The sequence below is a fragment of the Sulfurihydrogenibium sp. genome (assembly GCF_027448985.1).
Lineage (GTDB): Bacteria > Aquificota > Aquificia > Aquificales > Hydrogenothermaceae > Sulfurihydrogenibium.
In genome coordinates this window covers 19,716-36,173 of sequence record NZ_DAIDMN010000002.1, presented here as the reverse complement: position 1 = coordinate 36,173, position 16,458 = coordinate 19,716, and the positions used below count along the sequence as shown (strand labels likewise).

The 16,458-nt window shown below is 33.8% G+C and carries 14 protein-coding genes; 11 read left to right on the top strand and 3 right to left on the bottom strand.

What is annotated here, in order from left to right; all coding sequences use genetic code 11:
- Positions 1-48 precede the first annotated feature (48 nt).
- From tig to NE054_RS00405, 9 genes are all read left to right on the top strand, one after another.
- Entirely contained in the window at positions 49-1,344 is a 1,296-nt protein-coding gene (gene tig, locus NE054_RS00445) for a trigger factor (protein WP_297887048.1), read from the top strand.
- Complete coding sequence (gene clpP / locus NE054_RS00440; protein ID WP_297887046.1) at positions 1,337-1,945, top strand: ATP-dependent Clp endopeptidase proteolytic subunit ClpP; 609 nt, start codon at positions 1,337-1,339, stop codon at positions 1,943-1,945. The genes tig and clpP overlap by 8 nt, the downstream gene beginning before the upstream one ends.
- Positions 1,946-3,163, top strand: coding sequence for an ATP-dependent Clp protease ATP-binding subunit ClpX (gene clpX / locus NE054_RS00435; RefSeq protein WP_297887044.1), 1,218 nt, complete (start codon positions 1,946-1,948; stop codon positions 3,161-3,163).
- Positions 3,164-3,165: 2 nt separating this feature from the next.
- On the top strand, positions 3,166-3,750 hold the full coding sequence (gene yihA / locus NE054_RS00430; RefSeq protein ID WP_297887042.1) for a ribosome biogenesis GTP-binding protein YihA/YsxC: 585 nt from the start codon (positions 3,166-3,168) through the stop codon (positions 3,748-3,750).
- A 3-nt stretch (positions 3,751-3,753) separates the two neighbouring features.
- The gene (gene trpA, locus NE054_RS00425; RefSeq protein ID WP_297887040.1) at positions 3,754-4,521 is read left to right on the top strand and encodes a tryptophan synthase subunit alpha; all 768 of its coding nucleotides are present in this window, start codon (positions 3,754-3,756) and stop codon (positions 4,519-4,521) included.
- The gene (gene hisH / locus NE054_RS00420; RefSeq protein ID WP_297887038.1) at positions 4,522-5,142 is read left to right on the top strand and encodes an imidazole glycerol phosphate synthase subunit HisH; all 621 of its coding nucleotides are present in this window, start codon (positions 4,522-4,524) and stop codon (positions 5,140-5,142) included.
- Positions 5,143-5,503: 361 nt separating this feature from the next.
- Complete coding sequence (locus tag NE054_RS00415; RefSeq protein WP_297887036.1) at positions 5,504-6,673, top strand: TolC family protein; 1,170 nt, start codon at positions 5,504-5,506, stop codon at positions 6,671-6,673.
- Positions 6,670-7,722 (top strand): efflux RND transporter periplasmic adaptor subunit, encoded by a 1,053-nt coding sequence (locus NE054_RS00410; RefSeq protein WP_297887034.1) that lies wholly within the window; start codon positions 6,670-6,672, stop codon positions 7,720-7,722. Before NE054_RS00415 ends, NE054_RS00410 begins: the two co-directional genes overlap by 4 nt.
- Positions 7,719-10,883, top strand: coding sequence for a CusA/CzcA family heavy metal efflux RND transporter (locus tag NE054_RS00405; RefSeq protein ID WP_297887032.1), 3,165 nt, complete (start codon positions 7,719-7,721; stop codon positions 10,881-10,883). Before NE054_RS00410 ends, NE054_RS00405 begins: the two co-directional genes overlap by 4 nt.
- Positions 10,884-10,916: 33 nt before the next feature.
- Here NE054_RS00405 and glnA read toward each other — a convergent pair whose 3' ends face one another.
- The 3 genes from glnA to NE054_RS00390 all read right to left on the bottom strand — a co-directional run bounded on the left by glnA (position 10,917) and on the right by NE054_RS00390 (position 14,279).
- Positions 10,917-12,338, bottom strand: coding sequence for a type I glutamate--ammonia ligase (gene glnA, locus NE054_RS00400; RefSeq protein ID WP_297887030.1), 1,422 nt, complete (start codon positions 12,336-12,338; stop codon positions 10,917-10,919).
- A gap of 28 nt (positions 12,339-12,366) precedes the next feature.
- A complete protein-coding gene (locus NE054_RS00395) occupies positions 12,367-12,705 on the bottom strand; it encodes a P-II family nitrogen regulator (protein WP_297887029.1) in 339 nt (112 codons plus the stop codon).
- 149 nt (positions 12,706-12,854) lie between these two features.
- Positions 12,855-14,279: an aldehyde dehydrogenase family protein gene (locus NE054_RS00390; protein ID WP_297887028.1), complete on the bottom strand. Its 1,425-nt coding sequence runs from the start codon at positions 14,277-14,279 to the stop codon at positions 12,855-12,857.
- Between the two features lie 192 nt (positions 14,280-14,471).
- Between NE054_RS00390 and NE054_RS00385 the strand changes: the two genes are divergently transcribed.
- Positions 14,472-15,755: an ammonium transporter gene (locus NE054_RS00385; protein ID WP_297887027.1), complete on the top strand. Its 1,284-nt coding sequence runs from the start codon at positions 14,472-14,474 to the stop codon at positions 15,753-15,755.
- A 13-nt stretch (positions 15,756-15,768) separates the two neighbouring features.
- Positions 15,769-16,452, top strand: coding sequence for a gamma-glutamyl-gamma-aminobutyrate hydrolase family protein (locus NE054_RS00380; RefSeq protein WP_297887026.1), 684 nt, complete (start codon positions 15,769-15,771; stop codon positions 16,450-16,452).
- Positions 16,453-16,458: the final 6 nt, after the last annotated feature.

The following is a 16,458-nucleotide window of genomic DNA, read 5'->3' as shown; positions in this document are numbered from 1 at the left end:
ATGATATAATTAAAATTTAAATTTGAAAAAAATGTAAGGAGAGAGTAGATGAACGTAGTTGTAGAAGCAAATGAATTAGTCAGAACATTAACTATTGAAGATGAAGGTGAGAAAATTAAAAACCTTGTAGAAGAGGTTGTTAAGGAACTATCAAAGTACGCAAATGTTCCCGGATTTAGGAAAGGTAATGTCCCCAAAAATATAATTAAGGCAAAGTATAAAAACGAAATTCAGGAAGAAGTTGTAAGAAACTATGTCAACAGATTTTTACCTGAGATATTGGAAAATCAGAATCTAAAACCTGTTACTCAGGAAATTTACTTTGGAGATATCAAATTAGAAAACGACCAGAAGATAGTTTTTAAAGTAAGTTTCGAAATAGCTCCGGATTTTGAACTAAAACCTTACGAAGGAATGGAAGTGGAAATTACAAAGTTAGAAGTAAAAGATGAAGATGTCCAAAAGTATATCAACAATCTCTTAGAGAAACATGCAGAGTATAAAAAAGAAGATAAAGAAGTTGAAGAAGGAGATTTAGTAAAGATTAAGTACCATATCATCTCTGAAAAAGGAGAAGAGGAAGAGGATGAATTTGAAGTTATTATCGGTTCTGGAACTTTGAGAAAAGAGATAGAAGACGCAATAAAAGGTAAAAAGGTATCGGACAAAGTAGAGCTTGAAAACATTCCTCTTTACAACGAAAAAGGAGAAGAGATAGGAAAAGCAAAAGTTGAGATAGAGATATTGGAAGTTAAGAAGAAGGTTATTCCGGAGTTTAACGATGAATTTGTTAAGAAAATAGGGCTTGGAGAGAATGTTGAAGAAGCAAAAAATAAAATAAAAGAAGAACTCCAAAAACAAGTAGAAAACATTAAAAAATTGGAAGCTCAGCAAAAAATATTAGATAAAATAGCTTCAGAGTACGATTTCCCTGTCCCAACATCTTTGTTGGAATTGGAGTTACAAAACTTAGCTCAAAGGTACGCTCAACAATTACAAGCTTATGGTATCAATCCAAACAGAGATATGTTGGAAGCAGCAAGGGAAGGTTTAACAAAAACAGCAATCAACAATATAAGAGTTATGTTTGTCTTAACGAAGATAGCAGAGAAGGAAGGACTAACTGTTTCAGATGAAGAGCTCGATAGAGAAATTGAAAGATTGGCTAAAAATTACAACATGACACCAATAGAGTTTAATGATTACTTAAAGGAAAGAAATTTAATTGAAGGTATTAAAAGTGATATTTTAAGACAAAAAGCTCTTGACATAATAACACAAAAGGCAAATATTAAAGAAGTTGAAAAACAAGAAGAAAAACAAGAAGAGGAGCAAAATGGATAAAATTTTAAATCAGTTAGTCCCAATAGTTATAGAACAAACACCAAGAGGTGAAAGAGCATACGATATCTACTCTAGACTTTTAAAGGATAGAATCATTCTACTGGGAACTCCTATAGATGACCATGTAGCAAATCTTATTGTTGCTCAGTTACTGTTCTTAGAAGCGGAAGACCCAGAAAAAGATATATACATGTACATAAACTCTCCTGGTGGTGTTGTGACAGCCGGATTGGCAATATACGACACTATGAACTACATAAAACCGGATGTTGTTACAATTTGTATGGGACAAGCAGCTTCAATGGGAGCATTTTTACTTTCAGCTGGTGCAAAAGGAAAAAGGTACTCTTTACCTAACGCAAGAATAATGATTCACCAACCACTTGGAGGATTTCAAGGTCAAGCTACCGATATAGAAATCCATGCAAGAGAAATTTTAAGATTAAAAAGAATGCTAAACGAATACTTGGCAAAACATACAGGACAACCAATAGAAAAGATAGAAGCAGATACGGAAAGAGACTACTTTATGTCAGCAGAAGAAGCAAAAGAGTACGGTCTTATAGATAAAGTAATATACAAAAGAGGTGAAGATAAGTAAATGAGAAAATGTTCATTTTGTGGTAAACCGGAAAATCAAGCTGAGGTTATGGTAGAAGGTCCAAATGGAATATTCGTTTGTGATAGTTGTGTAGAAAGACTTGCAGATATAGTAAAACAGGAGTTTGAGAATAAGAAGTTTGAAAAAGTAGCTGACCTTCCTACACCTGCTGAAATAAAGGCAAAACTTGATGAGTACGTTATAGGTCAAGAAAAAGCAAAAAAAATACTATCCGTTGCAGTGTACAACCACTACAAAAGGATATACCAAAAAGATTTATTCAAAAACAGTGGTGTAGAAGTTGAAAAAAGTAATATCTTACTTATAGGTCCTACAGGTTCCGGAAAAACATTACTTGCAAGAACATTGGCAAGAATACTCAACGTACCGTTTGCTATTGCAGATGCTACGAACATAACAGAAGCTGGATACGTAGGAGAAGACGTAGAAAGTATTTTAGCAAGACTTCTTCAAAATGCAGATTACGACGTAGAAGCGGCAGAAAAAGGAATCATATACATAGATGAAGTGGATAAGATAGCTAAAAAATCCGGAGAAAATCCATCAATCACAAGAGATGTATCCGGAGAAGGTGTTCAACAAGCACTTTTAAAAATCCTTGAAGGAACCATTGCAAACGTTCCACCTCAAGGAGGTAGAAAACATCCTCATCAAGAGTTTATTCAGTTAGATACCACTAATATCCTTTTTATTCTTGGTGGGGCGTTTGTCGGTTTGGAAGATATAATAAGACAAAGACTTGGTAAAAAATCCATCGGTTTTGGAGCTGAGATAAAAAGCAAAAAAGAAGAAGGAGATTTATTGGACCAAGTCCAACCGGAAGACCTGATAAAGTACGGACTGATTCCAGAGTTTTTAGGAAGAATACCTGTTGTAGCAACCTTAAAAGAACTTGATGAAGATATGCTTGTTAGAGTTTTAACGGAGCCAAAAAATGCCCTTGTAAAACAATACCAAGCGTTGTTATCAGTAGATGGAATAGACCTTGAATTTACTGAAGACGCACTAAGAGAGATAGCAAGAGAAGCTATAAAAAGAAAAACCGGTGCAAGAGGTTTAAGAGCCATAATAGAAGATATTATGTTAGAAGTTATGTATGAAGCTCCAAATCAAAAAACGTTGAAAAGGGTTGTTATAGACAAAGATGTAGTTTTGAAAAACAAACCACCAATTTACGTTTATGAAAAAGCAAGTTAAAGATGAGTATAAAAAATGTTAAATTTCTAAAAAGTGCAGTTAAACCAGAAGATTATCCACCTCCGGATAAACCGGAGGTAGCGATAGTTGGAAGGTCAAACGTAGGAAAGTCCTCATTAATCAATGCAATCTTTAAAAGGTCAATAGCAAAAGTAAGCTCAACACCGGGAAAAACAAGACTAATAAACTTTTTCACCCTTAACGATGAAATATACTTTGTAGACCTTCCAGGGTACGGTTTTGCATCTGTATCTCAAAAAGAAAGGTTAAACTGGCAAAAGATGATAGAGAATTACCTATTAAATAGGGAAAATCTTAAACTAATAATTATGCTTGTTGACACGAGGTACCCTCCAACTAATCTTGATATTCTTATGAAACAGTGGCTGGAAAGTTTTGAAAAACCATACATAGTTGTTGGAACAAAGATTGATAAACTAAATCAAAGTGAAAAAGCGAAAGCAAAAAAAATTATAAAAGAAATTTTAGACTTAGATGAAGGTAATGAAATTTTTTTAGTATCATCAAAAGAAGGAACGGGTATAGACAACCTTATAGTAGAGATATTTAAAAAAGTTAAGGAGTAAACCTTGATTAAGGAAACCTTTCAAAAGAAAAAGCCACTTATCTGTTATTTTATGGGTGGATATCCTTCTATTGAAGACAGTGTAAAAACAGCTTTCACTTTGATAGAAAACGGAGCAGATATTTTAGAGGTAGGATTTCCTTTTTCAGACCCTGTTGCAGATGGGGTAACCATACAGATAGCCCACGAAAAGGCTGTAAAAGATGGAATCACACCTTTAAAAGTGTTTGAAATAACAAAAACAATAAAACAAAAGTATCCAAATACACCTTTAATAGCGATGACCTACTACAATCCAATATTCAAAGCTGGTGAAGAAAACTTTTGTAAAATGGCAAAAGAAAATGGAATAGATGGTTTTATAGTTCCAGATTTACCACCTGAAGAAGGAGAAAACTTTAAGAAGATAGCAAATAAGCTTGGTTTATCTGTTGTATTCCTTCTTGCCCCTACTTCTGATGAGAAAAGGATAAATCTTGTATCTAAAATGAGTGATGATTTTATATACTACGTTTCATTAACCGGAATAACCGGAGAAAGACAAACTTTACCTTGGGAAGAGTTGAGAGAAAAGATATCTCAAATAAGAAAAATAACGGACAAAAAGGTTGCTGTAGGTTTTGGTGTTTCAAAAGGAGAGCATGCAAAGATAATTTCCCAGATAGCAGATGGAGTAATAGTAGGAAGTGCGATAGTAAAACTCCAAGGAAAAAAAGATTTTGAAGGACTAAAAAATTTGGTGATAGAGTTAAAATCAAACATAGAGGGATAAATGATAGCTCTTGTTGATTATGGAATGGGAAATCTAAGAAGTGTAGAAAAAGCCCTTGAAAAAGTGGGATTTCAAGTGAAAAGGACTTTTAATCCAAAAGACTTGGATTGTGCTGATGCTATTGTTGTTCCCGGAGTTGGAGCCTTTGGAGATGCAATTCACAACCTTGAAAGACTTGGATTGAAAGAAAAGATTGTTGAGTTAATAAAATGTGGAAAACCGTACCTTGGTATCTGTCTTGGTCTTCAGATACTTTTTGAATATGGTTATGAGTTTGGACAACACGAAGGTCTTGGCATCATAAAAGGAAGCGTAGTGAGGTTTGATGAGAAACTACCTATTAAAATTCCCCATATGGGTTGGAATCAAGTTTGGTTAAAAAAACCTTCCAAGATGTTTGAATCTATAAAAGATGGAGAGTTTTTCTACTTTGTCCACTCTTACTATGCAAATCCAGATGACAAAAGTGTGATAGCTTCTACAACAGATTACGGTATAGATTTTTGTTCTGCTGTAGAAATAGACAACGTGTGGGCTGTTCAGTTCCATCCGGAAAAAAGCCAAAAATCCGGATTAAAACTTTTAGAAAATTTTAAAAATTTTGTTTACAAAAATTCATAAGTAAAAACTAAGATTGTGATATAATATGAGTATGGGAATTTTCAAGTTTTTGTTTATCTTTTTGGTTATGTTTTCAACTCTTTTTGCTCAGGTAAGTAAAGATTATAATGCTTATAATGATACAGCTTGTTATTTAATGTGTGAACATGAATCTCTTGACCAGATTGAAAATGACACTGATATAAAAATTTTGTTTAACAATGAAAATTCCTTAAAGTACCCTTTGTATAATCAGAATTTTTTCGGAGTTTTTACTAAGAATCGTGATTTATTTTCATCTAAACCCTTTAAACCTCCCCGTAGCTAAAACTTCTAAAGTTCTATAAATTTAAACCAATACCATTTTTACAGGAGGATTTTTATGAAAAAGTACATTCTTACAATTTTTATGTCATTTTCCTTTGTGTATGCTGAGAGTTTTGATGATGTTTTGTCTAAGGCTTTGGAAAATGACTTGGTAAAGAGTAAAGAGTACGAGGTGAGGAGTTTTGAAGGTGAACTACTAAAAGCAAGAAGTTTGCAAAATCCTCAAGTTTACACTGAGTTTGGTAGGTTAATATCAAAAGGTAGTAGCTCTTTCAACTTAACGGAGTTTTCTATATCTCAACCTTTGTACTTGTACGGAATCAGAAGTTATAAAGTTAAGGAAGCGATGGGTGTCGTTGAGAGTGCAAAGTACAACTTTGAGATGTTTATAAATGAGTATAAATCTGAGGTTTATAAGCTATTTTATGAAAGTTTGTACAAAAAGGAAGTTTTAAATGTAGCAAAACAGGAGCTTGAATTTTCTAAAAATATATATGATTTTGTGAAAAAGACCTATGACCTTGGAGAGATATCAAAGGTAGATTTTTTGAGGTCTGAGAAAGATTACAGTATCGCAAAAATAAACTATGAAAAATCTCAAGCTGATTATGTAGAATCTTTAAAAAGGTTGTCTTCTTTTGTAGGGTTTGATGTTTTAGATGTTGAAGGTGATTTTTACGATGTTAGGTCTATAAGTCAAATTGATTTTAGTAAAAATCCGGAAGTTAAATTTTATCTGAAAAGTCAGGAGGTACTTTCCTCTCAAGAAGGCTACTTTAAAGCCTTAGCTAAACCTCAAATTTCTGTTGGATTTATTACGAAGGAAGCAAGTAAGAATATCTACGAATCAGGATTTTTTGTATCTGCAACACTTCCTGTTTTCTATAGATACACTGGTGAGCTTGTTAGTATAAGGAATAAAAAATTACAGTATGAAAACCTTGTTCAGTACACAGTTCAAAAATTACAGCTAAAGTATGAATCAATTTATAAAACTCAAGAAAGCCTAAAACAGCAACTTTTTAAAATTGATAAAGAAGTTTTTCCGACTTTGGAAAAACAGCTTCAACTGGCGGAAAAAAGTTATAAACTTAAAGTAATTACTTTGTTTGAGCTAACAAGTATAAAAAACGATTATTTCCAAACATTGAAGTACAAGCTTGAGCTGTTAGATGCACTTCATAAAAATTACTCTGAATACATAAAGATAGGAGGTCAAATATGATTAAAAAATTTGTTTTGTTTATAGTTTTAGTTAGTTTTTTCTATTCTTATGGGAAAGAAGTTAAACTAAATCCAGAGGTAGAAAAAAAGTTTGGTATCAAGACTATCCAAATTAAAAAAGAAGATGTTTACGATAAAGAAGAGTATCCGGGTGTTGTTATAGAAGACCCAACAAAAACTGTTTTAATATCTTCTCCTGTTGAAGGTGTGATAGATGCTTTATTTGTAAAGAAAGGAAGTTTTGTGAAGAAAGGTCAAGTTGTTGCTACTGTTGTATCTCCGGAAATAAATCAAATACTGTCTCAGATAGAAGTTGCAAAAGTTAAAGTTCAAACAACTAAAAACATATTAGACAGAGACCAACTCCTTTACAAAGAAGAGGTTATTCCTTATTCAAGATACTTTTCTTCAAAAGTAGAGTACGAAAATGCTGTTGCAAACTTAAAAGCTTTGGAGAAAACATTGTTATCCTACGGAAATGTAAAAAATGGAAAACTTCTGATAACATCAAAAGTTTCTGGTGTTGTTTTGGATATTTCCGCTTTTGTAGGTTCTTCTGTAAGTGTAGGAAAGGAGATAGGGAAGATAGCTGATTTAAGTGAAGTTTTAGTTATAACTCAGGTTCCACCTGAAAAAGTGAAAAATATAAAACTAAACGACGATGCGATTATAGTAAGTCAAGATAATCAGGAGTTTAAGGGAAAAGTAATCTTAATTGATTACCAGTTAAACCCTCAAACGAGAAGGAATGAAGTAAGGGTTATAGTAAAAAATTCAGGATATACACTAAAACCAAACATGTTTGTTAATGTAAGATTCCTAAAAATCCAAGAATCCGGATTTGTAGTACCAAAAGCAGCTGTTATAGTAAGTTCATACAAAAACTACGTAATAGTTAAAGAAAATGGCGTATACAAACTCAGGAATGTTGTTTTAGGTAAAAGTGCAGATGATAAAGTGAATGTTTTAAGTGGCTTAAAAGAAGGAGAAGAAGTTGTTGTTTCCGGAGTAAACCTACTTAAAAAGGAACTGTTGGAGGAAGAAAAATGATAAATTTTATCCTATCAAATAGGATATTAGTATTAATATCTTTGATTTTTATAGTTGGATTTGGTTTTTACTCTTACAAAACTCTTCCTGTTGATACATTTCCAGACCCAACTCCTATTCAAGTAAACATATACACAGAAGCTCCAGGTTTGTCTGCTGAAGAGGTTGAATCATTAATAACCAAAAAAGTTGAAACTGTAATGTCAGGAATTAAAGATGTAACAGGTGTAAGAAGTGTATCCATAGCTGGATTATCACAGGTTACAGTCTTTTTTAAAGATGGAGTGGATATTTTCTTTGCAAGAAGATTGGTTATGGAGAAGTTAAACGAAGTTGAATCTATACTGGACCAAAACTATAAACCTGTTTTAGGTCCAAATGCTTCAGGTCTTAGTTTCGTTATGTTTTACGTACTTGATAGTGATAAGTACACACTTAGTGAGTTGAAAAGTATTGAAAGGTGGAAAGTCAGACCTTTGTTAAAGTCTGTTGATGGAGTTGAAGATATAATGGAATGGGGACCAGATAAAGCTTACCTTATAAGACCTGACTATAACAAAATGATAGCCTACAACCTATCCTTAAACGACCTCATTCAACAGTTAAAGGAAGGTGCTGGAGTAGCAGGTGGTGGTTATGGGATAATAAACGGAAGAGATTTGGTTTTAAGAGGAATAGGCTTTATAAAAAGTGTAGATGACATAAAGAATATCACCGTTAAATCGGCTGATGGTTTTTACATAAAAGTATCGGATATAGCGGATGTTGAGGTAGGAGAAGTACCAGGTAGAAGAGGAATTTTCTCTTTAAACGGAGAAGAAAGCCAAGGAAATATAGTTGTAAAAAGAACATTTACAAACACAAAAGAAGTTATAGCAAACGTTTATAAAAAATTACAGGATGTTAACAAGGTTTTACCGGAAGGTGTAAATTTAAAAGTTATCTACGACCAAGCATACCTTATAGACAAAGCCATACATACAGTAGAAAAAGCGTTAATAGAAGGTATAGTTTTAGTTACCTTGGCTATGATTTTTTATTTAGGTAATTTTAGAACAGCTTTGGTTGTAGTAGTCTCAATTCCTATAACCCTTTTGATTGCATTTGTGTTTATGAAACAAGCTGGTATTTCAGGGAACTTGATGTCTTTTGCTGGACTTGCAATAGGTATGGGTCTGTTTGCCGATGCTTCCGTCGTTGTTATAGAAAATGTTTACAGGCATCTACATCACAATCTTGAATTTTCAAAGTCAAAATCCGGAAAGTTGGAAGTACTGTCCTTATCTGTAAAAGAAGTTTTTAGACCTGTTGTTTTCGCAGTTTTTGTAATAGCTATGGTATTTATACCTATATTCAGTTTTGAATCTGTGGAAGGAAAGTACTACAAACCTCTTGCAACCACCATCATATTTGCTTTATTTGCATCGTTGTTTGTTGCTTTCGTGTTTATGCCTGTACTTGCATACTACTTTATAAAGGCGGAAAAAGAAGAAGAAACTAAGATTATGAAATTCATTACAGACAAATACCAACAGATTCTAAGGTTTACCTTAAAATACTCAAAAGCTGTTATAGCATCGGTTGTGGTTGCGTTTTTGATATCCATAGGGCTTTTAACAAGGATAGGGACAGAGTTTGCTCCGGTTTTAGATGAAGGGGCATTACTGGTTAAAACTTACCTTGACCCTAACATTACAAGAGAAGAATCTAAAAATGTTGCATCTTTCGTGGAAAAAACTGCAAAATCTTTTCCAGAAGTGAAAGATGCTTTTACATTGATAGGTAGAGCTGAAAAGAGTGACCCGGAAGATATAAACTACATGGAAACTTTTATAACACTAAAACCATACAACGAATGGAAAACGTTTAAAGAAAAATCTCAGTTGGAAGATGCTTTAAGGAAAAAGTTAGAAGAGTTACCGGGTGCAAAGTTTAGCTTTACACAGCCAATTCAGATGAGGATAGATGAGCTTTTATCGGGAGTAAAATCAACCGTTGCAATCAAGGTTTTTGGTGATGATTTGGAAGTTTTAAATGAGATAGGAAATCAGATAGAAAGTGTAGTTAAGAAAACCCCCGGCTCAATTGATGTTGAAATGGAAGTTTCAAAAGGTAAGCTACAGCTAAAAATCTTTCCTAAAAGAGACCAGCTGGCTAAATTCAACTTAACAGTTGAACAACTACTTAAAATAATAGAAGAGGCTATAGCAGGTATAGAAGTAAACAACCTAAGGGAAGGACTTATATCTTACCCCATTATAATGAAGATTCCAGATAAAGACATAAACGATATTGAAAGATTTTTAAATATTCCGATTTTAAGTACTGAAAATAAAATTGTAACTTTATCACAAGTTGTTGATATAGAGATTTCTGAAGGATTTTTCAAAATTAGACATGAAAATGGTCAAAGGTACGCTTTAGTTCAAGCAAACCTAAAAGGTAGAGATTTAGGAAGTTTTATCAATGAACTTAGACAGAATATAAATAGCTCTGTAAAGCTTCCGGAAGGTTATTATATTCAATTTGCTGGTCAGTTTGAAAACCAAGAAAGAGCTATGAAAAAACTTTCTATCGTTATTCCAATAGTAATCTTTCTAATTTTTATAATCTTGTATATAAACTACAACTCTGTAAAAGATAGTTTGATAGTTATGTTAAACGTTCCTTTTGCTGTTATCGGTGGTATAGTTGCTCTTTACATCTCCGGATTTAACCTTTCTGTTCCGGCTGCTATAGGTTTTATAGCTGTATTTGGTATAGCTACACTAAACGGTGTTGTACTTATCTCATACATCAGGCAGATGTTGGAAGAAGGAAAAGGTATAGATAAAGCCATAGAGATAGCAACAAAACTAAGATTAAGACCTATACTTATAACAGCAACAGCTGCATCTTTGGGATTGGTTCCTATACTCATTACAAGTGATGTGGGTTCGGAAACTCAAAAACCTATAGCAACTGTTGTTATAGGTGGTATATTCACTTCAACTATGTTGACTTTACTTATTCTTCCTGCTGTTTATAAACTTTTTTACAGAGAACCAAGTCCTTACCAAACTTACAAAAGACCAAACAGATTTCAAAGAAAGTATCAAAACTTAAAAAGTAGTTTAAGAAAAGGTTACTTTCGTATTAAAGAAAAATTTGGAAAACAGTAGAATAAAGAAGGGGCTTTAAAGCCCCTTTTTGTTTTATACATCAAAGTAAAGTTCAAACTCTTTTGGATGTGGTACTAATCTAATTGCATCAACTTCAGCTTGTTTCGTTTCAATCCACATGTTTATAAAGTCTTCGTCCATTACACCACCTTTTAGTAAAAACTCTTTATCTGCTTTTAGAGAATCTATAGCTTCTTGTAGTGAGCCTGGTGTTTGTGGGACATTTGCAAGCTCTTCCGGTGGAAGTGAGTATATATCTTTATCTAAAGGTTCTCCCGGATGAATTTTGTTTTCTATACCATCTATTGCAGCCATTAAAATAGCTGTGAATGTTAAGTATGGGTTAGATGATGCATCTGGAAATCTTACTTCTATTCTTTTTGCTTTTGGAGATTCTGTACCAACAGGTATTCTTATCGCAGCAGACCTGTTTCTTGCAGAGTATGCAAGTCTTACAGGTGCTTCAAATCCGGGTACAAGTCTGTGGTAAGAGTTTGTTGTAGGGTTTGAAAATGCACATATAGCTTTTGCGTGTTTTATAATTCCACCTATTGCATACAATGCTATTTCAGATAATCCGGCGTATCCATTTCCTGCAAAAAGGTTATTACCTTTTGACCATATTGAGAAGTGAACATGCATACCTGAACCGTTATCTCCGGCTAATGGTTTTGGCATAAATGTTACAAATTTTCCATATCTAAATCCTACGTTTCTCAGTACGTACTTGTATTTTTGTATATTATCACCAGAGCCTATTATGTCTGAAAATCTAAAGTTAATCTCTCCTTGTCCTGCTGTTGCAACTTCGTGGTGCTCTCTTTCAACAGTTATTCCTACTTCTTCAAGGGTTTTAACCATTTCCATTCTGATGTGGTGAGTTTTGTCTAATGGAGAAACAGGGAAGTATCCTCTTTTGTATGGTATTTTGTATCCAAGGTTTGGATTTTCGTCTCTGCCTGTATTCCACCAACCTTCTTCCGAGTCTATTTGGTAGAATGCGTGGTTTGGTCCACTTCCAAATCTGATATCATCAAAGATGAAAAACTCTGCTTCTGGTCCAAAGTATGCAATATCTCCTATTCCTGTTGACCTTAAAAATTCAAGGGCTTTTTTGGCTATCTGTCTTGAATCTCTTGAGTATGGTTCTTTTGTGATAGGGTCCACAACATCACAGATTAGGGATAATGTTGGTTCATCGATAAATGGGTCTATAAATGCAGATTTAGGGTCTGGAATTAGGAGCATGTCCGATTCTTGAATACCTTTCCAACCTCTTATAGATGAGCCGTCAAAAGGAATACCTTCTTCAAATGATGAAAGGCTAAACTCGTGAGTAGGGATAGTTAGGTGTTGCCACTGACCAAACGGGTCTGAAAACTTAAAGTCGATAAATGTTATACCTTTTTCAGATATAACACGCATAACATCATCTGGTGTTTGACACTGTATCATCGTTAAACCTCCTGTATAATATAAATTTTTATACTGCTTCTGGTCCTCTTTCTCCGGTTCTTATTCTTATTACATCGTCTATTGGGATTATAAAGATTTTTCCATCTCCTATTCTTCCGGTTCTGGCTGCTTGCATTATTGCTTCCACCACCTTTTCCACTTGTTGGTCATCTACTACCACTTCTATCTTTAGTTTTGGTAGAAAGTCTATCACATACTCCGCTCCTCTGTAGAGTTCCGTATGACCTTTTTGTCTTCCAAATCCTTTAACTTCGGAAACTGTCATACCGTAGATGCCTATGTTTGTTAATGCATCTTTTACTTCGTCAAGTTTAAATGGTTTAATAATCGCTTCAACTTTTTTCATCTCTGTAAACCTCCGGATTTTTTATATTCAATTTTCATGCCAATTGTTAAAAGTGTTTTAAATTCAAATTCTTTAAATATTTTAGCATTAATTTTATCTGTCTTTGTTGCATATTTTTTGTGCAAACCATAGGGTTGGTTGCACAATTTTTATGCATTTAAGTCAAAGGCAACGACTTTTATCTCTGTGTAGTCTTCTATTGCAAATTTTGGTCCTTCTCTTCCTATTCCGCTACCTTTTACACCACCATAGGGCATGTTGTCTGCTCTGAATGTTGGAATATCGTTTATCATCACTCCTCCAACATCTACTTCTTCTATTACTTTCCATGCGTTTTTAAGGTTGTTTGTAAACACTCCTACTTGTAATCCGTAGTTTGTTTTGTTTACAAGAGAGATAGCTTGGTCTATGTTTTCAAATCTTTTTACCGCAACAACCGGAGCAAAGGCTTCTTCGTAGAAGAGTTTTGAGTCTTCCGGAACATCTGATATTATGGTTGGTTTTACTAAGGTTTTTTGTGTTTCTCCTCCAAATTCTATTTTTGCTCCTTTTACCAACGCTTCTGATATCCATGTTTGTATTCTATCTACTTCGTTTATTGATATAACTGGTCCTACATCTGTGTTTTCGTCCATAGGGTCTCCGTATTTTAGTTTTGATGCTTCTTCTTTTAGTAGTTTTTCAAATTGGTCTGCTACTTTTTCGTGGACTAACACTCTCTGGACTGATATACAAACTTGTCCGGCTAATGCAAATCCTCCTAAAACCGATTTTTTGGCAGCAACTTCAAGATTTGCGTCTTGGTCAACTATAACAGCGGAGTTTGAACCAAGCTCCATAACTATTTTCTTAAGTCCTGCTTGTTTTGCTATTATTTCTCCGACTTTTAAACTACCTGTAAAGGATACTACTCTCACATACGGATGGGTTGTCATAGCTTGACCTACATCTGCAAATCCGGGAATGATTGATACGGCTTCTTCCGGAACTCCTGCTTCTAAAAACAGTTGACATAGCATTGTTGGAGAAAGAGGTGTTTTCTCACTTGGTTTTAGTATAAAAGGACATCCGGCTGCGATAGATGGAGCTATTTTATGGGCGGTTAAGTTGACAGGAAAGTTGAAAGGTGTAATAGCTGATACGATACCTGCCGGAACTCTAAAGTAGTATCCTCTTTTTCCTTTTCCGTTTGGAGATGCGTCAAAATGAACAACCTCGCCACCTATCCTCTTTGCTTCTTCTGCAGAAAATGTGATTGTGTTTATAGCTCTTTCCACTTCTATCCTTGACTCTTTTATGGTTTTTCCGGTTTCCAGTGTTATTGTCTTTGCAAACTCTTCTTTTCTCTTTTCAAGAAGGTCTGCTACTTTCATCAGTATTTTATACTTTTCATAAGCTGTTAATTTTTTTAGTTTTGAAAGACCTATTTTTGCTTTTTCTACTGCTTGATAGACATCTTCTACGGAGCCTTTTGGTGCTTGTCCGATTACTTGCTGATTGTATGGATACAAAACCTCAATAATTTCATCTTTAAAAATTTCTTTTCCTCCAACTATCATAGGTAGTTTTATCATTGTAAACCTCCGGTTTTTATTAATAATGATAACTTAAATTTTTATAAAATGCATAAAAATAAAGTTGCTGAAAATTTGTGCAATGTTTGTAAGATTTAATTTTTTAAAGTCAATTTTATCAAAGATTTAAAATTTGGCATAAAAATTGCTTTTTAGAGCTTGATTAATCTAACAGTTTGGAGGTTTTTTAGGTTGAGAAGATTTTTGCCTTTTGTATTTTTACCTTTATTTAGTTTTGCTGAGGAATCATCAAAAATTGATAGTGGTAATACAGCATGGATGCTTGTTGCAACAGCATTGGTTATGCTTATGACTCCGGCAGGACTTGCCATCTTTTATGGTGGAATGTCAAGGTCAAAAAATATTTTAAACACCATAGCGATGAGTTTTTTAGCTTTTTGTATAACTTCTTTGATTTGGATTTTTTGGGGTTACTCTATAGCCTTTGGTTCGGATATTTTTGGAATATTTGGAAGTTTGGAGCACGCTTTTTTATTAGGGATAAATATAAACGATATTTTACCGGATAGTCGTATTCCTGTTTTAGTTTTTGTTTTGTTTCAGCTAACTTTTGCTGCTATAACTGTTGCTTTGATAAGTGGGTCTATAATCGAAAGGGTAAAATTTGAGTTTTGGCTTATTTTTATTGTTTTATGGGTTACTTTCGTATATTCACCTATTGCCCATTGGGAATGGGGTGGTGGATTTTTATCAAAAGTCGGAATACTGGATTTTGCTGGTGGATTAGCGATTGAAACAGCATCCGGAATTGCTGGACTTGTTTTGGCTATCTTATTGGGAAGAAGAAGAGATTATGGTAAAAAAGCTATAGTTCCTTCTTCAGTAGTTCTTACTACCTTAGGAGCAGCTTTACTGTGGTTTGGATGGTTTGGATTTAACGCAGGTAGTGCATTAAAAGCTGATGGACTTGCTACTTACGCTTTTTTGAATACAAATACGGCAGCTGCTGTTGGTGCTTTGTCTTGGATGTTTACAGAGTGGTTTAAGTTTAAAAAACCAACATTGCTTGGAGTTGCTTCTGGTGCGGTATCAGGTCTTGTTGCTATTACACCAGCAGCCGGATACGTCGGAATGTTTGGAAGTATAATCATTGGAGCTGTTGCCGGAATTATAGGTTTTGTTGGTGTATTTTGGTTAAAGAATAAGTTAAAATACGATGATTCTCTTGATGTTTTTGGTGTTCATGGACTAAATGGTATATGGGGAACATTGGCAACCGGATTATTTGCAAATCCTTCTATCAATCCGGGAGGGAAAGGGTTATTTTTTGGTAATTTCTCTCAGGTTTTGGTTCAGCTTGGTGGTATTTTTGTTGTTATTCTATACACAGCTATAACAACGGCTATCTTATTTTTCGTTGTATCCTTTATAACAAAAGGTGCGAGAGTTTCTGCTGATGAAGAAACGTTGGGACTTGACGAAGCTATCCATGGAGAAAGAGGATTTGAGTTGTAAAAAGGAGGTTAAGATGAAAAAGACTCTTGCTATAAGACATGTAAAAATTGAACACTTAGGACTTATAGAAAGTTATTTAAAATCAAAAAATTTTAAAATAGATTACGTCGATACAGCAGAAGGTCAAGTTTTAAAAGAGCCTTTGGAAAATTACAACTTAGTTGTTGTTTTAGGTGGTTATATGGGAGCTTATGAAGATAATTTGTATCCATTTTTAAGCTATGAATTTAAAATCATGGAAGAAGCTTTAAAAAAAGATATACCTTTACTTGGAATATGTTTAGGTTGTCAGATGTTAGCAAAAGTTTTGGGAGAAAAGGTTTATAAGGGAGAAAAAGGAAAAGAAATAGGATTTTTTGATATAGAAAAAGTTTCAGATAATCCTTTGTTTTCCAATTTTCCTAAAACTTTTAAAGCATTTCAATGGCACGGTGATACTTTTGATTTGCCAAAGGGAGCGGAAAGAGTTTTTAAAAACGAAAACTATGAACAAGGATTTGTTTATAACAAAGCTGTTGGATTTCAATTCCATATAGAAGTTGATGAAAATATGATAAATCAGTGGGTAGAAACATATAAAAAAGAAATTTTAGAAGAAAATATAAATCCGGATAGAATTATCTCTGATGCTAAAAATTGTATTCCTCAGTTAAAAGAATTACTTTTCAAGTTTTTAGATAAATTTGTGATAGAATAATTAGCT